The sequence below is a fragment of the Citrobacter sp. C348 genome (genome assembly GCF_047467975.1).
Lineage (GTDB): Bacteria > Pseudomonadota > Gammaproteobacteria > Enterobacterales > Enterobacteriaceae > Citrobacter > Citrobacter gillenii.
The window spans coordinates 248,970-275,216 of the sequence record NZ_JASJUJ010000005.1; the positions used below are offsets into that span (position 1 = coordinate 248,970).

Consider the following 26,247-nt stretch of genomic DNA (forward strand, 5'->3'; position numbering starts at 1 on the left):
CCTTCCCTTATATTAATAATCCTGTAAAAAACGCGAGCTGATTTTATTTAACCGTTTTGACAACTTCCGAATCCGCACCGTAGTCATTCAACGCAACCCACGACACTTTATTAACGGAAGTCGTCGCGAGCTGTGGCACAACAAAGCGCTCTTCGCTAAGAGGGCTCAACATTTTCGGCTTATAATCGTATTTTTTCGCCCCAACCCACACCGAGCCGCCTATCAGCGAGAGATAATAAGGTGAGTCATTTTTCAGGACGATCGCCACGTTACCCGCATCGTTGACCAGCGACCACTTAACGTTATTCAAACCATCAATAAAACTGCCCTTCAGTGACGTCGGGCGATAAAAGAATTTGATTCGTGAACGCAGCGCCAGATTGAGCTTACTTTTGCCTTCTACACTCTTATCTTTAGGCGGAATTTCCAGCACGTTAAACCAAAAAATACTCTCTTTATCCTGTGGCAATGCCTGACCGGTCCAGTTAATACGCACACTCTGACCTTTTTGCGGATCAAGACGCGAGACCGGTGGCGTAACAATAAACGGTAACTTCATTTTAGCCGGATCGCCATTTTCATTACCGTCATCCAGCCACGACTGTACTAATAAAGGCGATGTGCCTTCATTGACCATTTTTACCGTCACTTCTTTCGCCGCTTCAGGATAAATAACCCGCGTTCCCTGAATCACTACGCTAGCCCATGATGCCGAGCTACTCAATGCCAATGAGAACGCCATCAGAGTCGAATATAAACATTTTTTCATATAAAATCCTTTTCATTTTCACAACAAAATTAATTACCTGACTTTGGAAATATATAAACCAAATAAAATACACCCAGATTATTTAATCAAAATTGATAGTCACCGTTGCGTCGGCGGTCACTATCCCCGCCCCAGGCGGGCCGTAGGTTATATAGCCAACTGAATATTCAGTTGCCCAGTTGTAACAGCCGCTATACTCCACCAAATCATAACAATCGTGATTACCAGCGATTAAACCAGCGCTTTTAATGGAGTAACCTTTACTGCTCCCCGACTCAAAATTCACCACGGAAGCAGGAGATGTCGATTGATCGTTCACCACAAAACCAACATTATTCGCTCCTGAAACGGTGGTATTTTTCAGCGCCTGGGTTGCTGAATCCACCTCTCCCGTGGTTGCCCAGCGAGTATGAAACGGAGTGCCTTCAGTCTTATTAGTACACACAATATGAACAGTAAATGGTTTTGCGGTAGCGGTGGCCTGCTGAATATCCTGCAAAGAGACGGTGTCCAGGGTAATTACCGTGGTTTTCACGCTATTAACCTCCATCCAGATATTACATTGCACGTCGATAGGTAAAATCGTCACTTCAATGGGGATCTCTGGCGTCTGTTGCATCTCGGCACTATATACAGAAAAAACCATCAGGAATAAAAAAAACGGAAAATAGTTCATGTATTCCCCTTACTGAAAGGTCGCAGAAAATACAATAGACGACGCCACAATACCATAATCAACACTGTCGCCGTAACGCACTATTCCCACATCGAAATTAAAATCCGCCACCCGAGAATCCCCCTCCTGAGTTAAAAATTGGGTATTCTCGACCGTGCTGAAATCGATCATCTTATTTTGATCGGTATCTTTAAGTACAATGCCGAACTGATTGGTGTCGCCATTCATATTTTTCAGTGCCATAGTGGCGGCATCAACTTCCTGCGACGTACTGATTTTGCCGGTCACTTCCGTCGCCGCATTCCCGGATGGGCAGGTGACGCGGAAATAGAAGGAGTAACGATACTTTCCCCCCGAATGCGTCCACACAATATTGCCGATGGCTGGTATTACATCTAAATCAAAAAAACTGAGAATACTAGTACTCACTGAGCCACCATGGTCGTAAAGCTCAACCTTACAGGTTGTGTCCGTTACCCGACCGGTAAAGTCATATTCCAGCGTATCGGCAGCATGCGCTGAATTTTCCCACACGAACCCAGACAGCAGTAGAGCAATTAATTTATTCACCGGCGCTCCGTCAGGCGTAGGTCAGGGTAAAGGTCGCCGCCGCATGCACATCGCCTTTCCCCGGCACGCCGAGGCTGATATAACCCACCTCAAAGCGAAATAAGCCGCTATTGTCACTGCTAAAAGGCAGTGTGAACTGCTGCGTTGTACTGAAATCCACAAGAGTGTCGGTCGTTTTATCTTTAATTTGTAACCCGACATTTTTGGCGCCGCTGGCATCGACAATCGTATTTTTTAACGCTTTTACGTCGTTATCGACCTCACCATCGGTAGTAAATTTCCCTGTCACTTCATGCCAGGATGAGGGTGCGGAACAACTGACGTTAATCGTAAATTCTTTCGCGGAAACGAGGGTCGTCGAGTCGCTTAATGTCTGCGTACTCACTTCTGATAAAGCTATTGAAGTACCGTCTCCCGGCGTTTGTACGGTACAGGTTGTTTTATAAATGCTGCCCTCTACATTAAATACGCTATTGTCAGCCAGGGCCTTTTGGCCAAATATCATCAGGAGCAACAATAACGGTATTCCTTTACGCATATTCTCTCCTTGCAGAATAAAAAGCAGGGCTCTACCAGCCCTGCCTGACCTTATTTTTATTACTGATACTGTGCGATAAACATGGCATCAGCCGCAACCAGACCGCCGCTAACAGCAGCGGCGCCAGTTTTCAGGTAGCCCACGTTATAACTGAACACCATTGGCGTAGTCGTATTGATCACTTTCGCAACTTGATCCACATCGGTAAAAGTCTGAACTGCATTGCTGGCATCTTTATTTTGGACCTGGAAACCAACCCCTTGCGCACCCGCCGCCGTAACGTCGGTGTTATCCAGCGCAGGAGTGCTGGAATTGATTGATGTCCCGTTTCCCGGTGCCAGATAGCCTGTTACGGTGGCATAGCTCGCACCGCTAATGGCATCTTTGGAGCCCTGAGCGGTGCAGTCCAGGGAGACTGCGAAATCTTTTTTCATTACCGAGTCGGTAGTCGCTGAAGAGACGGTTTTAACATCTGTTGGATCCAGTTGCACTGTAGTCCCGCCTCCCAGAAGCGATGCTGTACAGATGTTAGTCTGCACTTCGCCAGCAAAATGAATTTCTGCTGAATCCTGGGCTGCAAAAGCACTGCCTGCAAATGCCATAGCGATAGCCGCAATAGTTAACTTTTTCATCGTTTCCCTTATGAATGATATATATCCAGATACCGCAATATGCGGTGATTGCATTCCTGCCAGAGGTGATGCAAAAATATTATATTCAGGGGGAGATAGACTATCTAGCGAGAAGAAAGAGTTAATTCTATTTTAGGAAAAAATAAATACAAAAAATCCATCCATTAAGAATGAATATAAAAATAAATGATGGAAACATTATAAATATTATATTTAATTTAAATAAGACAACCTCAGGCATTAATTAAGATAATAATTCAGCATCCTCTAAATATAAATTTATTGACACCCGCTTGACGATATTAACGAGTCCTGTAAATAATTCAACTGTAATATCCCCCCTGTACATTCGTACATTTTATTGCATCAGAATGTCAGGGTGTATATTTATCCCCTTCTTGCCAGCGTCGCCCCATCGGCAAAATAGGCTTTGATCCCTGCCAGAATTGACTCCGCCACTTCCTGCTGGAACGTCGCTGTTTTGAGCTTACGCTCTTCTTCAACGTTACTGATAAACGCAGTTTCCACGAGGATAGACGGAATATCAGGGGCCTTTAATACCGCAAACCCGGCCTGTTCAACCTGATTCTTATGCAGATTATTCACCTTACCGAGCTTATTCAGCACCGCTTTACCAAACTTCAGGCTGTCGGCGATGGTCAGCGATTGCACCATATCGAACATGGTGTGGTCGACATAACGGTCACCGCTTTTGCTGACGCCACCAATAAGATCCGAGGCGTTCTGGGTTTGGGCCAGATATTTTGCCGCGGTACTGGTCGCACCTTTGGTGGAGAGTGCGAACACCGACGAACCGCTGGGCTGTCGGCTGGTAAACGCATCGGCGTGAATAGAGACAAACAGGTCCGCACGCTGTTTCTGCGCTTTCGCCACACGCACCTTCAGCGGAATGAAGATATCTTCATTACGCGTCATAAAGACCTTCATGTTGCCTTCTTTCTCGATCAGCGCGCGCAGACGGCGGGCAATTTGTAGCACCACGTCTTTTTCACGCGTCTTGTATTTCCCCACGGCACCGGAGTCTTCTCCTCCGTGCCCGGGATCGAGCATAATGACAATCGGACGATCGCGCCCTGCCTTACCCGGCTGCGGACCACTTTGTGCAGGCGGCACCTGCTTATCCAGATCGCCCTTGTTGTAATCTTCAAGCAACGCCAGCAGCGGATCCTGTACATCCTGGGCATTAGCCGGATAGAGATCCATCACCAGACGTTCTTTAAAACCCGCTACTGGTGCCAGCGCAAAAAGCTGCGGCTTCACATTTTGCTTCAGCTCAAACACCATCCGCACGGTCTGTGGGTCAAATTGCCCGACCCTTGCTGATTTGATGTAGGGATCGTCCGGGCGGATCTGCGTCCCTATGCCCTTGAGCACCGAGTTCAAATTGACGCCTTCAATATCTACCACCACACGCTCAGGATTACTCAGGGCAAACTGTTTGTATTTCAGCAGACGATTGGATTCTACCGTGACGCGGGTATAGCTGGACGCTGGCCATACGCGCACCGCAACGACCTGACTCACGGCAGCCAAACCGACCTGACTGACGCTCAAAAGCCACATAGCACCCGCACCTTTCAGTAAACGGCGGCGACTGATTGCTGAATTGGATCCCGACATGCTTCTCCCGAGCAAAAGAAATCTTTAGTAGAGGTAATACGTAAAACGTCCGAATTGACCGGAAACTTTAACGAATGACGCATAATCTGTCATCTACAAAAGGGTAAACATTCTTTTTATATTCACGGCATTACTGATAAAAATCTTTTACAGGGATAAAAATTACGCTTGCACACAGTGCAAAAACAGAATAAAAATACATAAATTACGAATAATCATGCAATAGAGGTGTGCCGTGGTGAAGGAACGTAGAACCGAACTGGTACAGGGATTCCGCCATTCTGTTCCCTATATCAATACCCATCGGGGAAAAACGTTTGTCATTATGCTGGGCGGCGAAGCCATCGAGCATGAAAACTTTTCCAGTATCGTCAATGACATTGGGCTCCTTCATAGCCTCGGCATTCGCCTGGTTGTGGTGTATGGCGCACGACCACAGATTGATGCCAACCTGGCTGCGCATCATCATGAGCCGGTGTATCACAAAAATACGCGCGTGACTGACGCCAAAACGCTGGAGCTGGTCAAGCAAGCTGCGGGCTTGCTTCAGCTTGATATTACCGCACGCCTGTCGATGAGCCTGAACAATACGCCATTGCAGGGTGCGCACATCAACGTGGTCAGCGGGAATTTTATTATCTCCCAGCCGTTGGGGGTGGATGACGGCGTCGATTACTGCCACAGCGGGCGCATTCGTCGTATTGATGAAGAGGCGATTCACCGCCAGCTGGACAGTGGCGCCATTGTTCTGCTGGGACCGGTCGCCGTTTCCGTGACCGGTGAGAGCTTTAACCTGACGTCCGAAGAGGTCGCCACCCAGTTAGCCATCAAACTGAAAGCGGAAAAGATGGTCGGCTTTTGCTCCTCGCAAGGGGTAATTAACAATGATGGCGATATTGTGTCCGAACTGTTCCCCAACGAGGCCCAGGCACGCGTTGAAGCCCAGGAAGCGATCGGTGACTACAGCTCCGGTACCGTGCGTTTCCTGCGGGGTGCGGTCAAAGCCTGTCGTAGCGGGGTACGCCGTTGTCACCTGATTAGCTATCAGGAAGATGGCGCATTGCTGCAGGAACTGTTCTCACGCGATGGCATCGGTACGCAAATCGTGATGGAAAGCGCCGAGCAGATCCGTCGCGCCACCATTAACGATATTGGCGGCATTCTGGAATTGATTCGTCCTTTGGAGCAGCAAGGTATTCTGGTGCGTCGCTCCCGTGAACAACTAGAAATGGAGATCGACAAGTTCACCATAATTCAGCGCGATAATCTGACCATTGCCTGTGCAGCCCTGTACCCTTTTCCGGAAGAAAGAATTGGCGAAATGGCGTGTGTAGCGGTGCATCCGGACTATCGTAGTTCGTCGCGTGGCGAGGTTTTGCTGGAGCGGATCGCCGTGCAAGCCCGGCAAATGGGGCTCTGCAAGCTGTTCGTGTTGACCACGCGTAGCATTCACTGGTTCCAGGAGCGCGGCTTCACCCCGGTGGATATCGACCTGCTGCCGGAAAGCAAGAAAGAGATGTACAACTATCAGCGGCGGTCAAAAGTGCTGATGGCGGATTTGGCCTAGGAGTAGTTGCCGGATGGCGGCATAAACGCCTTATCCGGCCTACAAAACCTACTCTGTAATCCCGTCATTAAACAACGCCGACAGTCCGCTGCGGCGTTCGGTACGAATGGCGATAGCGGCGCTTAATATCCGCTCATCGGCGTACAGCGACAGGCGGCGGCGCGCGCGGGTAATTGCGGTATATACCAGTTCGCGGGTGACAACGGGTGAGTGCTGGCTGGGCAAAATCAACGCCGCATGATCAAATTCAGACCCTTGCGATTTGTGCACCGTCATCGCCCAGGTGGTTTCATGTTCCGGTAAGCGGCTGGGCTGCACCGACTTGATGGACCCATCCGGCAGTGTAAACCAAACCCGCAGCCCCTGCCCGCGATCGAGCGCAATGCCAATATCACCGTTAAACAGCCCCAACGAACTGTCATTACGCGCAATCATCACCGGTCGCCCCTCGTACCAGCGAGTATGCGCGGAACGCTGGATTTTACGTTTTTGCGCCATCACCTGTTCAAGGCGTTCATTCAGTCCGCTGACGCCGAATGGCCCTTCGCGCAGGGCACACAGCAGCTGATATTCATTGAATGCCTGAATGACAGCACCCGGCTCTGCGCCTTCGCGCAGCAGATCCAGATAGCGACCATATCCGGCTAACGCCTCTTCAAGCATGGCGGCATAGTCTTCCCCGCTGTGCAGGGTGCGTTTTTCGATATCACTAAATCCCTGCAGGAACACCGTTTTCAGCGCGGCTTTATCACCGCGATTAATCGCCGACGCCAGCTGGCCGATACCGGAATCACTGCCGAAACGGTAGCTTTTTTGCAGCAGGCAGAGGCTGTCCCGCAAAGAGGCGGCCTGGGTGCCCACGCCTGCCGGAATGGTGCTGCCGGTCAGCCGACTCAGCTGTTTTGCACGTTCGGGGGTAAACCCGGCATTCACAAAGGCACAGATATCCCCCAGCACCGCGCCCGCCTCAACGGAGGCAAGCTGGTCACGATCGCCAAGAAAAATCACCCGTCCGTGCGGCGGTAGCGCTTCAATAAGGCGCGACATCATGGGCAAGTCAATCATCGAAGCTTCATCCACCACCAGCACGTCCAGATGCAGGGGGTTGCCCGCATGGTGGCGCAGACGCTGGCTGCCTGGCTGCGCACCCAACAGCCGATGCAACGTACTGGCATCATCCGGAATGCGTTTCTTTTGCTCATCGGTCAGCGGCAGCTCACGCAGGGCCGCGCCCAGCGATGCGGTCAAACGCGCCGCCGCTTTTCCCGTCGGTGCCGCCAGGCGAATACGACAGCGCTCGCCGTCGGTCATCTGAATCAATGCCGCCAGCAGCCTCGCAACCGTGGTGGTTTTACCGGTTCCCGGTCCGCCGGAGATCACCGATATACGGCGAGTCAGCGCCACGGCCGCCGCCACTTTTTGCCAGTTAACGCCCTCTTCTGTTCGCGGAAAAAGCGTCTCCAGCGTCTGGGCCAGCCGCGACTCATCGACATCGATGGCCTGGTTAACTTCACTGAAAAAGCGGGCGACCGTACGTTCGTTATTCCACATCCGGTTCAGGTACAGGCGATCGCCGTACAGCACCAGCGGAGTGGGACGCTCGCCGCGACTCACCGCCACGGAGGCCAGCAGGCATTCAGTCCAGTCTGCTGGCTCACCTGCTTCGCCTAGCCATGCGCTCAGCAGAGGATGGGCGTCTTCACTTAAGGATAAACGGGAAAGCGGTAAACAGACGTGCCCATCACCCGCTTCACGACTGAGTAGCGCCGCTGCCAGCGTGACCGCAGGGTTATCGTTACCGGCAACCGCCAGCGCAAACTGGGCATCCAGCGCCCGGAGCTGCTTTTGCTCTACCGCCTCCAGTAATCGCGTTTGGATTGTCATAACGTCTCCTCCAGTGTCGCACCAGCAAACATCTCGTCCATCAAGGCGACCAATTCTGCGTCAGGTCGGGTCGCGTAAATCCCCTGTTGCGGTTGTTCGCTGTCAACGCCGCGCAAGAAGAGGTAGATGACGCCGCCAAAATGACGTTCATAGTCGTAGTCTGCAATGCGATGACGTAAATAGCGGTGCAGCGCCAGGGTATAAAGCTGATATTGCAGATCATAGCGATGCGCCTGCATAGCAGCGGCCATCGCCTGCTGGGTGTACGCCGTACTGTCTTCGCCCAGCCAGTTAGACTTGTAGTCGAGCAGGTAATAACGCCCCTGATGTCGGAACACCAGGTCGATAAACCCTTTCAGCATGCCGCGTACCTGCATAAAGTCCAGCGGAGGACAGCCCGCCGAGAGCGGGTCATACTGACGGATCAACGCATCCAGTTGGCTGGCAATCAGCGGCTGCGAAATCGGCAGATAAAACTCCATCTCCACCTGTTTTTCATGCGCTGAAAGTGCGCTCAGGCTCACGCCAGTTTCGTTGAGCGGCGCATGCAAAATGGCCTCCAGCCACGGGGTCAGAACCGGCGCCCAATGTGCGTCATACCCGCCAAGCGCGAGTTGTTCCTGCACCCAAAGCGGGTCCACCGGCTGGGTAAAATCAAGCGCTTCAAACAGGCTATGCAAAAATGTTCCCGGTGACGCCCCACGCGGGAACTGGTGCGGCGTGAGTCCGGATTCCACAATCGTTTCACCGACGCCCGCCGCATCAACGTCCAGCCGGGGGATCAGATCCTGCGCGATACCGTGCCCGCGCTGTTGCAGGCCGGAATAACTGGTAACGCGCCAGTTGTCGCCAGGCAGACGCGGCAGCGTCCGCGCGCTCAACGGCTCGCGGCTTTCTTCAGCAGAAAGCCAACGTTCTGCGTCGGGTTCATCAGGGACCCGGCAGGCAATATCGTCGCTACATAACGCTTCAATCGCACCACGCAGACCCGCGGCATCCATCGGCTCGCCTTTTTGCAACAGGCGGCCCAGCGCGCTTTGATGCACGTCGGTGTCGCCTTTTTTATCGCCCCGACGTCGCACCAACGGCGCAACGCCAAGGCTGCAGTGCCATACCGAACGGGTCAGTGCGACGTAGAGCAGACGCAGATCTTCCGCCAGACGCTCAACCTCAGCCAGCTCGACGCTCTCATCAGCCTGGCTGAGATCCAGCACCGCTTCAAACGAACGGCGATCGTGATAGAAGGCCTGATCCTGAACGCGAAAATGGGTGATAAAAGGCAGCCAGACCAGCGGATATTCCAGCCCCTTCGATTTGTGGATAGTGACGATTTTGACCAGGTGCTTGTCGCTTTCCAGCCTGAGCTGCTGGCTGGATGCATTGCTGTCTGGCTCAAGAATATGCTGGGATAACCAGCGCACCAGCGCATGCTCGCTTTCCAGCTGCGAACCGGCTTCCTGTAGCAATTCGCTGATGTGCAAAATATCGGTCAGGCGACGCTCGCCCCCCGCCGTTGCCAGCAGGTTTTCCGCAATCTGGCGCGCCGACATCAGCGCGCGCAGCATCGGCATCACGCCGCGCTTGTGCCAGAGCTGACGGTAGCCGTCAAACTCCTCGACTACCGCATCCCATGCCTGCTCATCATTATTGAGCGTTTCGATATCCTGCGCATTCAGCCCCATCATCGACGTTGCCAGTGCGCTACGCAGCGTATTTTCACGCTCCGGCGTCATCACCGCCTGCAATACCCACAGCAGTTCCTGCGCTTCGAGGGTATCAAAGACGCTGTCACGGTTGGAAAGATAGACCGACGGGATCGCCAGTTGCGTCAGCGCATCGCGGATGAGCGCTGCCTCCTGGCGACTGCGCACCAGCACGCTGATATCCGACGCGCGTACCGGTCGTGATGTTTTAGCGCTCGTCAGAAGCGCCTTGCCCGCGTGTCCGGCTTTCAGCCAGTCACGAATTTGCGTCGCACAAACCCGGGCCATGTAATTCTGATAGTCACCGACACCGCAACTTTCCCCGTCCATCAACCACATGTTGATCGCTGGCTGTGTTTCACCGTTCAGGACAAACCGCAACGACTGATTTTTTTCGGCGGATTTCACCGGACTAAAGGGGATTTCACGGAACATAAAGGCGTCGGTCATCTGGCAAAACAGCGTATTCACACCATTAACCATGCCAGGCGCCGAGCGCCAGTTGGTGTCGAGCGTGTAGTGCGCGCTCACTTCGCTGCGCGCCTTCATATAGGTAAAAATATCCGCGCCGCGAAACGCGTAAATCGCCTGTTTCGGGTCGCCAATCAGCAGCAGGGCCGTATCCGGCTGATGCTGCCAGATACGGCGGAAAATGCGATATTGTTGTGGGTCGGTGTCCTGGAATTCATCGATCATGGCCACCGGAAAACGGCTGCGGATGGCTGTCGCCAGCGCGTCGCCGCTTTCGCTGCGCAGCGCTGCATCGAGACGACTGAGCATATCGTCAAAACCCAGTTCGCCGCGTCGACGCTTTTCTGCAGCCACCGTCTCGCGGATCTCCGCCAGCGCCCGTGTGATCACCAAATCGCGAATGGACAGCGGCTCAGCGAGCAGTTCATCAATGGCAACAAAGAGCGGATGCTGCGGCGTAACGCCGCCCGCTTTGGTGCGATCTTGCAGAAAACGCTGGGAGAATTTTTCCAGAGCATCAGGCAGCTGATAACTTTGCGTTTCTTCCTGCGCCCAGGCGCTTATCTTCTCGATCCATTTGCCCTGATTGCCCCGGTTAAATTTACGTCGGTCGATCCCGGAGGCTTCCAGTAATCCGTCCAGCTCATCAACCGAATCGCACCATTGCTGCTTGATTTGGTTGATGCGCGCGAGGATTTTTTCGTGTCGGGATGCCAGCGTTTCATCTGCTGACGGCGGCGCTTTAATCACCGGCGCTTCCCCCTGCAGATAGCGATCGATATCCCTCAGCAGCGCCTGCGGCCCTTTCCACGTTTCAAAAACCACCTGCGCAATGTCGCGAGACAGCGGGTAGCAATGCCGACGCCAGAAGTCCGCGCAGGCCTGATAACGCAGCAGTGATTCATCTTCAATCAGCTGTTGTTCAAACAACATGCCAGACTCAAAGGCATTGAGGCTGAGCATGCGCTGACAAAATCCGTGGATGGTAAATACCGCCGCCTCATCCATCTGTCGTTCAGCCAGCAGCAGCCACTGGGCGGCCTGCTTCTTATCGGCAATTTCATCTAGCAGACGAGCGTACAGCGGGTTATCGGTGGTTTCACGCAGGCAGGCAATGCGCAGTTCATGGATGTTGCTACGAATACGACCGCGCAGCTCTTCGGTGGCCGCCTCGGTAAAGGTGACCACTAACAGTTCTTCGACGGTCAGCGGACGGGGAAAGGCGGCGGAGCCGCCCAGTCCAAGCAGTAAACGTAAATACAGGGCGGCGATGGTAAAGGTTTTACCGGTGCCTGCGGAGGCTTCAATCAGACGCTCGCCCGTCAGGGGCAAGCGGAGAGGATCAAGGGACTCAGCGGCATCATTCATTCTTTTCACTCATCAGGGGTAAGGTTTGCTGCAACGCGCTGACGGTCTGCCACACTTTCCAGCCTTCCGGGCGCACATAGTCTGCTTTCCCGTTTTGACTGCCGGAAACTTGTGACAGTATCGCCATGCCTTGCGGCTCAACCACCGCCTGATGGAAGAAATCGGCAAGCTTTTGCGGCGTCAGCAGTTTAATCTGAGCCACGATTTTATCACGTGAATCGAAGCGCATATTACCCCGATCGAAATCTTTGCTTAACTGCGACGCTTCTGCCCCCAACGTTTGCGGCGCCTGCAGCATTTGCGCAATGATGGCCTGCTGAATTTGCGCGAACTCATCGGCTTTCATCGCCCGCAGCTTCGCTTCCGCCGTGGGGAAAAATGCTTTGTAGCGGTCCCACAGATAAGACGGTTGCTTGTCACTGCTTTGCAGCAGGAAGCCCATCCCCCACTGACGGCCTACGCTCATCGGGAAGGCAAATACGGCGTATCCCAACTGCTCTTCGGTACGCAGCTGATTGTAGAACCACGGCTGCACAATCTGTCCTAACATGGCGCTGTAGGCAGAGCTGGTGTATTCATCGTAGCCGGTGGGGACAAATACCGCAGCCAGCGCGGAGTCTGTGCTGCTGCCCGCTTTTTCAAAGATAACGGACTGCTTTTTGTCCACCACCACATCTTTGTTACGACACCACTCCGAGCCGTTAGCACCCAGCTGTTTCTGGATGTCCCGCGCCATGGTCTTCGCCTGCGCCTCGCTCATATTACCTATCACGAGGAATTCCGGACGCGCTCCCGTTTTTAACTTTTCACGGTAGGTCATCACCTCATTTAAGGTAATAGAAGGCAGCAGCTTACGGCGCTCATCACGCGAGAAGTACGGCACCTGAGAAAGCATCTGTACCGGCATAATCGCCTGGTCGTAGGCTTTGCCTTTTTCCGCAGAGTCCATCATCTGCGCGTACCAGGATTTCGCCTGTTCCAGCTGTTCGTCCGTAGAGGTATAGCTGAAATAGCCGCTCAGCAGCGCCTGAAAAAGCTGCGGTAAACGTTGCGTATAGCCGTTGGCGTTGAGCATCAAACCGTTGTTAGCGTTGGTCGAGAAACCAATGCCACCTACCGCAGCCTGATTACTTAACTGATCGAGCGCAATGCCTGCCAGGTAATCGTTAAGCGCGAATAACACCTGGTTTTTGGCGCTGTCCATCGCCTTCGGGTTACGCAGTATCACGCTAACGTCAGCCTTCGGCTCAGTGGCAAAATACTGGCTCGGCGCATAGACCACGCGTAAATCAGGCTCATCGACGATCAGATCCGGATGTGCATATTTTTTATCCGCTTTAATCAGCGTGAAATCGTCCGGAATATAGGGGTTCAACTCAGGTAAAGACAGCGCAATGCCCTGCGCCTTTTGCTGCCAGTCAGTGAAGGTTTTGTCGCTGATTTTATCGACCTGATAAGGCGCATCGACAAAGTATGCGGTTTTGTTATGCGGCTCTTTCGGGCTGATGTACCAAATACGTGCGTTTTGCGGCGTCATCATCGCCAGACGTTGCTGTACAGCTTTCGCATCATACTGGTCGGCAATATTTACCGCATCCAGCGTATGCTCTACCGGAACGCGGATCATGGTATCTGCCAGCCATTCCACATAGTCCATATCACGGGTGATGGATGGATAGCGGAAGTCGAGATCCAACACGTGCGCCAGTTCGTCGAAATAACGTTTATCGACGCCTTTTTCGCGTAACAGGTTGAGATAGCTGAAGATGGCCGCAACCACTTCATCGCGATTCGCCAGGCCTTTGTCGGTTAAGGTCGCGGAAATGGCTAATACGCCGCTGTTACCGTTGACCACCGGGTCAGAGTCTGCGCGGATACCTTCCACTAACCCCTGCTTTTGCAGCCAGTCAGACAAGGTACCAGGGCTGCGGTTGCCAATCAGGTACGTCACCAGCTCGTCGGTTTTACTGCGAAACTGTGCGCTGTTGTTATCGATACGAAACTCAATGCGCAGCACTTTACGCGGCATCGCCGGGACATAGTGGATTATGATGCCCTTTTGCGCGTCGGTAACTACCGGGACGGTGATTTCCGGCTTTTCGATATTTTTGTTCGGCACCCGTCCGAAGGTATCAGCGGCTATCCGCGCCAGTTCTGGCAGCGGTTTATTGCTGTAAATTACCGCTTTCATCACGTTTGCCGAGTAGTACTTTTCATGAAACGTCTGTAAAGCCTGCAGCACCGGATTACCCGGCTTGTCGCTCAGCGTTTGCAAGTTACCGCCGGAGAAGCGCGAGCCCGGGTGCGCCGGGTTGATGGTCTCGGCACTCACCTGCGCCATACGCATACCGTCACGGGTACGCGCCAGCGTCAGCTCAGAGTTAACGGCATTACGCTCGCGATCGGCATATTTTTTATCCAGCAACGGTTCGGCAATGGCGTCCGCCAGACGATCCACCGCCCCGAGCAGCGCGTCGTTTTCAACTTCAAGATAGAAAGCCGTGCGATAAGGCGCCGTGCTGGCATTGTGGCTGCCGCCGTGCATTTTAAGGAATTCCGCTAAGCTATCCGGCTGCGGGTATTTTTTCGAGCCCATCAGGCACATGTGTTCGAGGTAATGCGCCAGCCCCTGATGATCGTCGGGATCTTCCAGAGACCCAACGGGCACCACCAGTGCGGAAAGGGATTTCACGGCTTGGGGATCGGATACCAGCAACACGACCATGCCGTTGTCCAGGCGCACGGCCTGATACTGGCGGGTATCTTTATCGCTTTTACGGATGGTTTCAGCTAAGGGCTGCCAACCGGTATCTGCCTGACTTACGGGCGCCCAAAGGGCGACGAACAACAGTATTGCGCAAAACCAGGTGCTGCGGGGCATTCACAAACCTCATCATTAACGTATTCACCTGTTCACAGCAAACCACGCAGAAAGGCGGGGTCTGAACAGGGCAAGACTTTGTGCTGAACGAGTCAGCATCTTATGTGTAAGAATCAGTCCGTGACAGAAAGCGCATCATAGAGGAAGCTATCAAATTGCGCAATTTTTATACAATCATCATGACTGATTAAAGCGAAATAACGGTAACAAAAAGCGCTGAGACTGCGCCACAATGGCCTCTAGCGTATCCGGCTCCAGCTGACGCCACAGGCGTTGATACCAGATATCGTCACCCTCACCGCGTACCATCATGTTGCCTTCATAGGCCTGCAAAAACTTACTACGCGCTTTTTGCCGCGTGTCGTCGTCCTCTAACATGGCATCATTTGCGGCGTCATAACAGGTTTTTATCCATGCCCCACCGCTTTCCGGTAGCACCAGCAACGGCGATGACATGCCCTCGCGATACCCGTCAACAAGCTGCGCCAGGTAGCGCATTGCCTGCTCGGCATCCAGTGGAGGAAAACGCCACTCTGCATCTTTACGCAGGAACAGCCGGCTCTCACCCGTTCCACCACTGGCACAATAGACAAGATGTTCCAGCCAAAGTTGCACGCCCTGAGAAACGCTTAACAAAGATGGGCGCCAGCGCAACAAACCGTCCTGCTGAACCTGCGTTAGCCACCCGGTGATTTGCACGCCGTTGCAGTTGAGATCGATCTCCATACTCTGACCCGGCTGGCGACAAGCGATAATACGCTCGGCCAGCGACTGCATTTCCTGGCGCTGGGCATCCCATAGGATTTCGCCAAATGCCCCGTAAGGTAGCGAACCTGCCGCACGGAAGTGACGGAACAAACGCTCCGCATCATGCTGTTCAACCAGCGTGTTAAGCAGCTGCTGATTAAGCTGATAGCGGGTTAATCCTTCAAGGATAAAGGGTTCTGTCTCCGGAATATCACTCTCTTCAGAGCGGAAGTTCACCTGTAGCCGCATCTGGAAAAAAGCCCGCACCGGGTGTGCCCAAAATCTCTGCAGCGTCTCTAGTGTCAGGATTTCAGGCATGACATATGGCAGTGGTTGCACAAAATCAGTGTGTGCTTTGCCTGTCAGGCTCGCCGCGGGCAGCCACTCCCGGGCATAACTTTGCTGCTCTCCCGGCAGATAGTTTTGTGCGTCAAAAGGCATGCGGGTATGCAAACGGGTTATGTGCGCTTTTACCCGGGCCTCGCTTTCATCACAGGTGAGCGCTTCATCACCCGGCAAATAGTGGCTTTGCCCAATGTAGTCCAGCAACTCTTGTACCAGCACCGACGGAAAGCGTTCGCTGTTGTCCTGGATTGAACGACCAATGTAGCTGATGTAGAGCGTTTGCTGCGCCGAAATCAGGGCTTCCAGAAACAGATAGCGGTCATCATCGCGGCGGCTTCGGTCACCACGCATCGGCTTTTGGCTCATCAGATCAAAACCCAGAGGCGCAAGCTGGCGCGGATAAACGCCGTCGTTCATGCCCAGCAGACACACTACCTTGAAAGGAATCGATCGCATCGGCATCAGGGTACAGATATTGACCGGACCTGCGAGGAAACGCTGGCTAATGCGTTCCTGATCGAGCCGTTGTGCCAGCTCATCGCGTAACAGCGAAAGCGGCACGGCCTCGCCGTATTTAGCCCCCAGACCTTCAGCGATAATGGCCTGCCACTGATCCTTAATCAGCGTCATTGCTGCTTCGGTATCCACATCCGGTAGGAAGAAATCATTAAGCATGTCGTTGCAAACAGGCAACCACTCTTCCAGCGGACGTTCCTGCGCCAGACCCCGACGCCAGAGATTCAGTTTCATCAACAGCGAAGCCAGATGCCCCACCAGTTCGGCGATCAAACCGCTGGACTCATCATACGGCAGTACGGATTGCCACTCCCCCTGCGCACTTTCCATCGCATAGCCCAACAGCATGCGCGTCAAACCAAATTGCCAGGTGTGTTGGCCTGTCGGCGGCAGTGCCAGTTCACGCACGTTGTCATCGTCAATGCCCCAGCGAATGCCTGACTCATTCACCCATAAGCGGAGATAGCGCAGCCCTTCTTCGTTGATGTTGAAGCGCGCCGCCAGCACGGGAACATCGAGTAACGCCAGCACATCCTCGGAGACAAAGCGGCTGTCCGGCAGCGACAGCAGGCTAATAAACGCCTGTAAAACCGGATGGGACTGGCGCGCACGACGGTCAGAAATGGCATACGGTAAATAGCGATCGGCCGGCGCGCTGCCAAAAACAGCCTGAATAAAGGGGCTGTAGCTGTCGATATCCGCCACCATGACGATGATATCGCGCGGCGTCAGCGTTGGGTCCGCCGCCAGCATCGCCAGCAGGCGGTCATGAAGAATTTCCACCTCGCGCTGTGGGCTGTGGCAAACATGAAACGTTACGCTGGTGTCATTCGGCTCAAGTAAGCGCTTATTATCGCTGCGCGAATACTCCTCCAGATTAACGCCCACCACGGCCCGGCTTTCCAGTTCAAGGATATCCGACTGAATGTTATGCAAAAGATTGTCAGGCGTGATATCCACAAACGCATCCAGCTCCTGGCTGTTTTCCAGTTCGGAAAGCAGGTAAATATAGTCCCGCCCCAGTTTGCCCCACGAGGCCAGAAGCGGGTTACTGACATCCTGTTCGCCGTCGCTGTTAAACAACTCTTCAGCATTCTGGCTATCACGAAACAGCGGCAGATGACGTTCTTCAAAGCTATGCCGACGCTGACGTGCCAGCAGCTTTGCCAGATACGCGGGGTCTTTTATATCACCCCAGTAGTAACGACATGGATTGGTAAACAGCAGATGAATTTCAATATGCTTCCCCAGCGCCTGCAGGGCCTGAAGATACACGGGCGGCAGTGCGGAAATGCCGCAAATAAAGACGCGAGCGGGCAGCCCCTGCGGACAGCTTGAGGCATTTTCCAGGGTCTGAATAAATCGCTGATATAAATTGGCTCGGTGCCAGCGCTCTTGCCCCAGCTCTGCGGTGTATTCCACCAACGCTTTCCACAACGGTGCCTGCCAGGCCTGAGACTCCCCCAATCCTTCAACCTGTTTCCCCGACTCCCACTGCGTCAACCAGTCAGGACGGTAGACTAAGTACTGGTCAAACAGGTCAGCGGCATGTGAGGAGAGCTGAAACAGCTTACGCTTGTCGGTATCGTCCGTCAGATACTGGCGCAGTAGCGTGAACGCCTCGTCATCCAGCAACTGCGGCAGCAGCGTCATCAGCTTCCAGCTCATACTCTGCTTGCTGAACGCACTTTCTTTTGGGATATCCGGCAGTACCCGCACAAACATATCCCAGATAAAACTCGCAGGTAGCGGGAAGTCAATATTGGCGGCAATGCCGAACTTCTGTGCCAGAGTCATTTGTAGCCATTGCGCCATGCCGGTACTTTGAACCAGGATCATTTCAGATTCAAAGGGATCGATGAGCCGGTCGCGCTCAACGATATATTCCATTAACGCTTCCAGCACATCCAGACGATTGGAGTGGTAGACCCTTAACATAGCGACTCCTGACTACTGACTGTTTGGGCAATGCAGACGCGTCATTTGACCTTGCCTGCCCAAGGGTGAAGAAAGTTTGACGTTGATGCTGACACATCCCGCCCGCGTTGTCTGCATTCGGTTTACCTGCCAGTTTAACGGCGACGGAAATGCCGTCATTTGGGTTTGCATCCACGCATGACGCCACAGCTGCTGGTACTGACTTCTGATGAGGAAACTGTTCATTAATACCCTTTGATACCCCGACAATGCGGTCACAATCATGACCATAAGCACCATTGCCAGCATCACTTCTGGCAGGCTAAAACCGCGTTGCCGGTTCAGGGTAGCAGGCACAGTGCTGCCTCTCTTAGCGGGCAGAAATCGCTCCAGCCATGTGCGGAAAATACAATATTGCCATCGATAACCTCGCCCTGCCGCCATAGTGACATCCCTTCATAGTCGGTAATAAGCAACACGTTATCCTCGCCATACCATCGCAGACAAACGGCTGCATTCGCGGTTGAATCACGCCGGCATTGCACGGCCGGTTGCCGTTGCCAGGACTGCATGCGTCCCCATTCCATGGCGGATTGCACCACAGCCTGGCGCTGCAAAGCCTGACTTTCCGTGGCAACGCGCGAAGCAAAACTGGCTTCCTGCTGGCTAAGCCCCTGCAGCAGCAGGCCGCCGAGCAGCAGAAGCAAAAGCACCATCGCCAGGGACGATACGCCGCGTTCCCGGTTCACAGATTAAACCCCGTCACGCTATAGCGCGCTTCAATAACCTTTTGTGGCGCACTTTTGCTGGCTCCGCGCAGACGCAGGGTCAGGATGGGCGCAAATCCGCTGATGTTCTGGCGTTCAACCTGAAATGTCTCAATCAGAACAGTGCCAGGATCGGTCATTTTATCCCAGCCTTTTCCATCGCAGGATGTCGCACCACGCAAGGTTTCCAGCACCTGGTCTTGTAAACGAAAACCTATCTGGTCCGCGTCTTTAGCTGGGGTTGTCTCCCAAATGCCGTTACCGTTAGCGTCCCAACGCGCAATTACGCAATCACCGTGTCCCGATATCACCAGCCCTTCACCGCTACAGTTTCCGTGACAGTACCCTGCCCGCTGGAGATGTTTCGCCACCGTATAGACCCGCTGCCACAGTTCGTCCTCGAGGGCTAGCTGGCTCGTGTTGAGCAATATATCGTGCTGAAGCGCCGGTAAAAAGCGCGCAGCCCCCAGTAGCAAAACGCTGCTGATAGCCATTGCGATCAGCACCTCCAGCAATGAAAAACCGCGTTCGTTTACCGACATACATCTGCCTCATCACGCTCGCAAAGCCGAATACGCCCCCAACCCGATATCACCACCCACCATTCACCCGCCGCATTCTTCAGACCAATATGCCCGGCCCATGCGGTGTTGCGCAGGCCAAAAAAGGCCAACGATGGCGTCATGTCTGCTATCTCAACATCGTCCCAGCGCGGAGTTAACACCAACGGCGAGACGGGTTTACACCTATTTTGAGCCGCAGCAGAGCTGACCAGACACCATGACGTTCCCTCTCTGATAACGCCGATGACATGGTCACGGTTATGCCAGTTGGCATCCTCACGCAGTTGCAGCAGATAGTCCCGCACCTGACTGGCGGTTTGCCACAACCGTTGCTGTTGCTGCCAGCGTTGCCAGCCATACAGGCCTGACGCGCTGAGCGTGACGATGATGAGCATGGCCACCAGTGTTTCAATCAGCGTATAGCCTTGTTGTTTTTTCATGCCGCCAGTATGGCGAGAAGGAAAATAATCACGAGCAGGGAATTCGGGTTGTTCGGCGAGCTTCGGGGAATATTTACTTCGTTGCAGCGCATAGCAAAATTTCAGGAATCGGCATCGAAAAACTGAGTTCGGGGCAAAAAAAACCGACGCGTGAGGGCGTCGGTCGTGGCAGGGTAGAGTTCGGTTAGATAGCAACCGGCGCTTTAATGCCAGGGTGCGGATCGTAGCCTTCAATCTCGAAATCGTCGAAACGATAGTCGAAGATAGAGTCAGGCTTACGCTTGATGACCAGCTTCGGCAAGGCACGCGGTTCACGGCTGAGCTGCAGGTGGGTTTGATCCATGTGGTTGCTGTACAGGTGCGTATCGCCGCCTGTCCAGACAAAATCACCGACTTCGAGATCGCACTGCTGCGCCATCATGTGGACCAGCAAAGCGTAGCTGGCAATGTTGAACGGCAGGCCGAGGAACACATCGCACGAACGCTGATACAGCTGGCAGGAGAGCTTACCGTCTGCCACATAGAACTGGAAGAACGCATGGCACGGCGCCAGCGCCATCTTATCCAGTTCGCCCACGTTCCACGCGGAAACGATAATACGGCGTGAGTCCGGGTCATTTTTCAGTTGGTTGAGCACCGTGGTTATCTGGTCAATATGGCGGCCATCTGGCGTAGGCCATGCACGCCACTGTTTACCATAGACCGGGCCCAGATTGCCGTTTTCATCAGCCCATTCATCCCAGATAGAGACGTTGTTTTCATGCAGGTAAGCCACGTTAGTGTCACCCTGCAAAAACCACAGCAGTTCATGAATAATAGAGCGCAAATGGCAGCGTTTCGTCGTCACCAGCGGGAACCCTTCCTGCAGGTTAAAACGCATCTGATGACCAAAAATGGAAAGCGTTCCGGTTCCGGTACGGTCGTTTTTCTGTGTGCCTTCATCCAGCACTTTTTGCATCAGTTCTAAATACTGTTTCATGATTCCTCAGGAAGCGTGTTGCTGTGGGCTGCGGCGGTACGCCCAAACCATCATAATGATACCGGCGACAATCATCGGGATAGACAGGATCTGCCCCATGCTGATGTACTGTACCCATTCGCCAGTAAACTGCTGATCCGGCTGGCGGAAAAATTCAACGATGATACGAAACGCGCCATAGCCAATCAGGAACAGACCAGAGACCGAGCCCATCGGACGCGGTTTACGAATAAACAGGTTAAGAATGATAAACAACACTACGCCTTCCAGTGCCATCTCATAAAGCTGAGACGCATGGCGTGGCAACGAGCCGTAGGTATCAAAAATAGACTGCCACTGCGGGTTGGTTTGCAGCAGTAAGATATCTTCGGTGCGCGAGCCCGGGAACAGCATGGAATACGAGAAGTTCGGGTCAACGCGTCCCCACAGTTCGCCGTTGATAAAGTTGCCCAGTCGCCCGGCACCCAGACCAAACGGAATCAACGGAGCAATGAAGTCAGACACCTGGAAGAACGAACGCTTGGTGCGTTTGGCGAAGATAATCATCACCAGAATCACACCGATGAGACCACCGTGGAATGACATTCCGCCATCCCAGACGCGGAACAGATACAGCGGATTATCAAGGAACAGCGGGAAGTTGTAGAACAGCACGTAACCGATACGCCCACCGAGGAATACCCCGAGGAAGCCTGCATAGAGTAAGTTTTCAACTTCGTTTTTGGTCCAGCCACTTCCTGGGCGATTAGCGCGGCGCGTCGCCAGCCACATCGCGAAAATAAACCCCACCAAATACATCATGCCGTACCAGTGAAGTGCGACGGGTCCAATTGAGAAAATGACCGGATCGAATTCCGGAAAATGCAGATAGCTACTGGTCATCTGTCACCACAAGTTCTTGTTATTTCGCTGAAGTCAGACAGCAATTGATAAGCGCGCCTGTATGATACAGGCGCTCCGAAGGTGCGAATGATAGCACAAGGGGATCTCAGCGGATGCCGGGAAGATGTAAAAGATCTGTATAGTTAATCTTTCCCCCCGTATTGCCTGATGGCGCTACGCTTATCAGGCCTACAGTCCTCCGCGAATCAAACCGCCCATACCGCGGCGTTCCATAAATGCCGCCACCTGATGGCGCACTTCCGTCGCCAGTTGCGCTTCCAGACTGCGCTGTGCCAGCGTTTGCGCTTCATCAAAATCGATGTGGCGCAGCAGATATTTCACTCGTGCCACAGAACGACCGTTCATTGATAAGTGGCGAAAACCCAGGCCGATTAAAATCGTCACACACATTGGGTCACCCGCCATTTCACCGCACAGACGTAAATCGATGCCGCTTCTCTCGGCTTCCTGGGCAATCATCGCCAACGCACGTAACATCCCAGGATGCAGGCTGTCATAAATGCTGGCGACCCGCGTATTGTTACGATCGACCGCCAGAATATATTGGGTCAGATCGTTAGTACCCACCGAGATAAAATCAACCCTGTTCGCCAGATGAGGCAGCATAAAGACCATCGACGGGACTTCCAGCATGATGCCGATGCGCGGTTTCGGGATCGCGTAGCCGATCATCTCTTCCACTTCGCGCCCGGCGCGCTCAATCAAGCGCCGCGCTTCGTCAACTTCATCAATACTGGTGACCATCGGCAGCAAAATACTCAGGTTGCCGGTTGCCGCGTTGGCACGCAGCATTGCGCGGACCTGGATCAAAAAGATCTCCGGCTGATCGAGCGTAATGCGGATCCCGCGCCAGCCAAGGCACGGATTCTCTTCACTGATGGGCATGTAAGGCAGTTGCTTATCAGCCCCGACGTCCAGCGTACGCAGCGTCACCGGCTTGTCGTTAAACATTTGCAGCATGCCCTGATACTGAGCAACCTGTTCTTCTTCTGACGGAAATCCGCTTTGTAGCATGAACGGAATTTCGGTGCGATACAGCCCGATGCCGTCGATCCGGCTTCCCAGTTTTTGCTCGTGTTCCGGACTCAGCCCGGCGTTGAGCATCACCTTAACGCGCTCGCCGCTTTTCAACTGGGCTGGCTGGTTAACGTCATCTTCTGCCAGGCGACTGAGTTCAATCTCTTCACTGATAAGTCGCTGATATTCCTGAATCAAAACCGGTTCAGGATCAACCAGCAGCTCGCCGCGATAACCGTCCACCACCAGCGTACGGCGGTGGAGTACCGACGGCTGGATGTCGGCCCCCATCACAGTCGGAATACCCAGCGCGCGCACCATAATTGCCGCATGGGAGTTGGCAGCGCCGTCTCTGACCACCACACCAACTAGTCGGTCCTGCGGAAGCTCTGCCAGCGTGGTCGCGGAAAGCTCATCTGCCACTAACACGAAACGTTCCGGCCAGGCATTTGGCCCCTGAATCGAATCGTCAAGATGGAACAGCAGACGCTGGCCGAGCGCACGTAAATCCCCGGCCCGCTCTTTGAGATAGTTATCACTGAGGGCGGCAAACTGTTCAGCGAACTTCTCGATAATCGTTTTAACCGCCCACTCCGCCACCGAACCGTTGTCCACTTCTGCAAACAGCTCGCGGCGCAGACGGGTGTCGGAAAGCAGGTGCGAGTAAAGATCGAAGATCGCCGCCGTCTCTTTTTGCGCTCCCGCCGTAAAGCGCTTACTGTAGCGGCGGAATTCATTGGCGGCTTCTTCCAGCGCCTCAGTCAGTCGTTCGCGTTCTAGTACCGGATCCAGCGTTGACGCTTGATACACCTGCTCCATCAGCGGCAGCGTGGCATCCTGCCAGCCTTCGGCAATCGCCACGCCGGGTGCGGCAGGCAACGCACGAATGCGCGTTTGCCGGTATTGACCAAACAACGCGGTGAGCTGCGACTGAGAAAGAATGGCGGCCATTTGCGTGGCGAGCGTCACCAGGAATGACTCTTCGCTTTCATCGTACTGGCGCAGTTCACGCTGCTGGACCACCAGCACACCCAATAGCTGGCGGCGCTGAATGATCGGCACGCCTAAGAAGGCGCGAAATCGCTCTTCTTTTACTGAAGGGATGTATTTGAAGCTGGGGTGTTTTTGCGCATCGGCGAGGTTAATCGGTTCCGCCAGCCTGCCCACCAGGCCAACGATACCTTCATCAAACGCAAGCGCAACGGTGCGACCGCGTGGTTTTTTGAGTCCCCGGGTCGCCATCAGGTAATAACAACGTCGGTCGTGATCGGCCAGATAAACCGAACAGACCTCTGTATCCATCGCAAGACAGATGTCGGTAACCAGAATATTCAGCGCCTCATTAAGACGCGGAGCACTGGCCACCTTTTCGACTATTTCGCGCAGGCGGGTGAGCATAATTTGCGTAGCTTAACCTCTTTTACGTCTGTACGCAGGTGCGCTTTGTGGCTTTGGGGTACTCTCCTGAAGCGCCATCACAACACTTGCGAATTCTTTCATCACCCTGCGATAGACATCGCGTTTAAATGACACTACCTGTCGAACCGGATACCAGTAACTCACCCAACGCCAGCCATCAAACTCGGGCGTGCTGCTGGTTTGCATATTGATCTCAGCATCGCTGCTTATCAATTGCAGAAGAAACCATTTTTGTTTCTGGCCGATACAAACCGGCTTCGTGTCCCAACGCACCAAACGTTTCGGTAACTTGTAACGCAACCAGTTACGAGTAGAAGCCAGGATCCGCACATCTTTACGACTGAGGCCCACTTCTTCAAACAGTTCCCGGTACATCGCCTGCTCTGCCGTCTCTCCTGCGTTAATCCCACCTTGTGGAAATTGCCAGGAGTGCTGACCAAATCGCCGGGCCCACATGACCTGCCCCTGGCGGTTACAAATTACTATTCCTACATTCGGGCGGTAGCCATCGTCATCAATCACCGGACTACCTCAACATAAACCTTATATATAAACGATTGTTTCACACTCCTGAGAGGCGGTAAACCACTGTGTTAAGCACACGAGACTCTAATAACAATTGAATAACTCACAGCAAAGGACTGAGTTATAAACAGAGGTAGGCTGAGTTAGGCGATTTTATTCACCTTTTCTGTGGATATAGTTGTGAAGAAGTACGGAATTACTATGGGAAAACCCGGAACAGTCTGAATATGACCTTTGTCACACATAAAAATTAGTCGTCTATATTCATTGAGTTAAAAGCAAATATTGTCACCTAACGCACAGAAACGTGATGTACATCACGCATACGATCCTCGAGCTGATGAAAGATCAACCAGCGTTGGTTTTATCCACAGATTGTGCCAATAAGTTAGGCACAATTTGTGTGAAAATTCGATTTTCGTCGCACGTCAAGGCTGTAAATTGAAACAGTAGTGGGAGTTTTTCACAGTTATCCCATCTTTCTGTGGATAACATGGTGTAAGATCCTGTTCATTGTCAGTGACCAGAATTGGAAAACCTCATCGGTTGTTGCGCAACTCCTGATTATGAAATTTAAAAATCAATATAAATCAGATAATTGAGTAAAGCCTGTGGAAAAAGATAAACTCTGTCCACTCGGTATAAAATCATTGCTCATTTTTTCGCCTAAGGGTTAACTCAATGTCAGAACTCCAGCCACTGCTTTCTCCCCCTGAATCCGAAGCCCTGCTGCTTGCCCAGGCACGGCGGCTTTCGGGCTACACGTTAGGGGAGCTGGCGGCAATGGCGGGGATTGTGATCCCCAACGATTTGAAACGGGACAAAGGCTGGATCGGCGTGCTGCTGGAGATTTGGCTCGGGGCCAGCGCGGGCAGCAAGCCGGAGCAGGATTTTGCGGCGCTGGGCGTAGAGCTGAAAACGATCCCTGTAGACAGTCTTGGCAGGCCGCTGGAAACCACCTTTGTTTGCGTGGCGCCGTTAACCGGCAATACCGGCGTCACGTGGGAAACCAGCCATGTCCGCCATAAGCTTAAACGCGTGCTATGGATGCCGGTTGAAGGTGAACGCAGCATCCCGTTAGCTGAGCGGCGCGTAGGATCCCCGCTGTTATGGAGTCCGAATGAAGAAGAAGACCGGCAATTACGCCTGGACTGGGAAGAATTGATGGACATGATTGTGCTGGGCCACGTCGAACACATTACCGCCCGCCATGGGGAAGTGCTGCAGCTGCGCCCAAAAGCCGCCAATGCGAAAGCGCTAACCGAAGCCATTGGCGCGAATGGCGAGCCAATTCTGACGCTACCGCGCGGTTTTTATCTGAAAAAGAACTTCACGCGCGCATTGCTTGAGCGGCATTTTTTATTCCAGGCGTAATAGGCGCAGCCCGGCCTTTCGCCCGCCGCGTTACG

General features: G+C 53.3%; 20 protein-coding genes. 2 read left to right on the forward strand and 18 right to left on the reverse strand.

The window, feature by feature from the left end; translation table 11 throughout:
* Nucleotides 1-43 precede the first annotated feature (43 nt).
* The 6 genes from QNN86_RS12285 to amiC form a co-directional block, all read right to left on the reverse strand.
* Nucleotides 44-769 (reverse strand): fimbria/pilus periplasmic chaperone, encoded by a 726-nt coding sequence (locus tag QNN86_RS12285; RefSeq protein ID WP_279277739.1) that lies wholly within the window; start codon nt 767-769, stop codon nt 44-46.
* Nucleotides 770-851: 82 nt separating this feature from the next.
* The gene (locus tag QNN86_RS12290) at nt 852-1,445 is read right to left on the reverse strand and encodes a fimbrial protein (RefSeq protein ID WP_181617754.1); all 594 of its coding nucleotides are present in this window, start codon (nt 1,443-1,445) and stop codon (nt 852-854) included.
* 9 nt (nt 1,446-1,454) lie between these two features.
* Entirely contained in the window at nt 1,455-2,015 is a 561-nt protein-coding gene (locus tag QNN86_RS12295; protein WP_279277738.1) for a fimbrial protein, read from the reverse strand.
* A 10-nt stretch (nt 2,016-2,025) separates the two neighbouring features.
* Entirely contained in the window at nt 2,026-2,553 is a 528-nt protein-coding gene (locus tag QNN86_RS12300) for a fimbrial protein (RefSeq protein ID WP_414211176.1), read from the reverse strand.
* A 59-nt stretch (nt 2,554-2,612) separates the two neighbouring features.
* On the reverse strand, nt 2,613-3,185 hold the full coding sequence (locus QNN86_RS12305; RefSeq protein WP_181617757.1) for a fimbrial protein: 573 nt from the start codon (nt 3,183-3,185) through the stop codon (nt 2,613-2,615).
* Nucleotides 3,186-3,572: 387 nt separating this feature from the next.
* Nucleotides 3,573-4,826 carry an N-acetylmuramoyl-L-alanine amidase AmiC gene (gene amiC / locus QNN86_RS12310; protein WP_181617758.1) on the reverse strand — a complete coding sequence of 418 codons (1,254 nt, stop codon included), beginning with the start codon at nt 4,824-4,826 and terminating at the stop codon, nt 3,573-3,575.
* A gap of 235 nt (nt 4,827-5,061) precedes the next feature.
* Here amiC and argA point away from each other — a divergent pair, with 235 nt between their 5' ends.
* The gene (gene argA, locus QNN86_RS12315; RefSeq protein WP_414211178.1) at nt 5,062-6,393 is read left to right on the forward strand and encodes an amino-acid N-acetyltransferase; all 1,332 of its coding nucleotides are present in this window, start codon (nt 5,062-5,064) and stop codon (nt 6,391-6,393) included.
* Nucleotides 6,394-6,441: 48 nt separating this feature from the next.
* Here the strand turns inward: argA and recD are convergent, their stop codons facing one another.
* The 12 genes from recD to rppH form a co-directional block, all read right to left on the reverse strand.
* Entirely contained in the window at nt 6,442-8,277 is a 1,836-nt protein-coding gene (recD, locus tag QNN86_RS12320) for an exodeoxyribonuclease V subunit alpha (protein WP_414211179.1), read from the reverse strand.
* Complete coding sequence (gene recB, locus QNN86_RS12325) at nt 8,274-11,819, reverse strand: exodeoxyribonuclease V subunit beta (protein ID WP_414211180.1); 3,546 nt, start codon at nt 11,817-11,819, stop codon at nt 8,274-8,276. The genes recD and recB overlap by 4 nt, the downstream gene beginning before the upstream one ends.
* Complete coding sequence (gene ptrA, locus QNN86_RS12330; protein WP_414211181.1) at nt 11,812-14,700, reverse strand: pitrilysin; 2,889 nt, start codon at nt 14,698-14,700, stop codon at nt 11,812-11,814. The genes recB and ptrA overlap by 8 nt, the downstream gene beginning before the upstream one ends.
* Before the next feature lie 177 nt (nt 14,701-14,877).
* Nucleotides 14,878-18,246: an exodeoxyribonuclease V subunit gamma gene (gene recC / locus QNN86_RS12335; RefSeq protein ID WP_414211183.1), complete on the reverse strand. Its 3,369-nt coding sequence runs from the start codon at nt 18,244-18,246 to the stop codon at nt 14,878-14,880.
* Between the two features lie 12 nt (nt 18,247-18,258).
* Nucleotides 18,259-18,582: a prepilin-type N-terminal cleavage/methylation domain-containing protein gene (locus QNN86_RS12340; RefSeq protein WP_096755854.1), complete on the reverse strand. Its 324-nt coding sequence runs from the start codon at nt 18,580-18,582 to the stop codon at nt 18,259-18,261.
* A complete protein-coding gene (locus tag QNN86_RS12345) occupies nt 18,567-18,974 on the reverse strand; it encodes a DUF2509 family protein (RefSeq protein WP_181617764.1) in 408 nt (135 codons plus the stop codon). The genes QNN86_RS12340 and QNN86_RS12345 overlap by 16 nt, the downstream gene beginning before the upstream one ends.
* On the reverse strand, nt 18,971-19,534 hold the full coding sequence (locus QNN86_RS12350; RefSeq protein ID WP_181617765.1) for a prepilin peptidase-dependent protein: 564 nt from the start codon (nt 19,532-19,534) through the stop codon (nt 18,971-18,973). Before QNN86_RS12350 ends, QNN86_RS12345 begins: the two co-directional genes overlap by 4 nt.
* Nucleotides 19,525-19,995: a prepilin peptidase-dependent protein gene (locus tag QNN86_RS12355; protein WP_181617766.1), complete on the reverse strand. Its 471-nt coding sequence runs from the start codon at nt 19,993-19,995 to the stop codon at nt 19,525-19,527. Before QNN86_RS12355 ends, QNN86_RS12350 begins: the two co-directional genes overlap by 10 nt.
* Nucleotides 19,996-20,179: 184 nt before the next feature.
* Complete coding sequence (gene thyA, locus QNN86_RS12360; protein ID WP_005123418.1) at nt 20,180-20,974, reverse strand: thymidylate synthase; 795 nt, start codon at nt 20,972-20,974, stop codon at nt 20,180-20,182.
* A 6-nt stretch (nt 20,975-20,980) separates the two neighbouring features.
* Nucleotides 20,981-21,856 (reverse strand): prolipoprotein diacylglyceryl transferase, encoded by an 876-nt coding sequence (gene lgt / locus QNN86_RS12365; RefSeq protein ID WP_115257571.1) that lies wholly within the window; start codon nt 21,854-21,856, stop codon nt 20,981-20,983.
* A 189-nt stretch (nt 21,857-22,045) separates the two neighbouring features.
* Entirely contained in the window at nt 22,046-24,292 is a 2,247-nt protein-coding gene (gene ptsP / locus QNN86_RS12370; RefSeq protein ID WP_115257570.1) for a phosphoenolpyruvate--protein phosphotransferase, read from the reverse strand.
* A gap of 12 nt (nt 24,293-24,304) precedes the next feature.
* A complete protein-coding gene (gene rppH / locus QNN86_RS12375; RefSeq protein WP_135324454.1) occupies nt 24,305-24,835 on the reverse strand; it encodes an RNA pyrophosphohydrolase in 531 nt (176 codons plus the stop codon).
* Between the two features lie 684 nt (nt 24,836-25,519).
* Here rppH and mutH point away from each other — a divergent pair.
* A complete protein-coding gene (mutH, locus tag QNN86_RS12380; RefSeq protein WP_181617767.1) occupies nt 25,520-26,212 on the forward strand; it encodes a DNA mismatch repair endonuclease MutH in 693 nt (230 codons plus the stop codon).
* Nucleotides 26,213-26,247 lie beyond the last annotated feature (35 nt).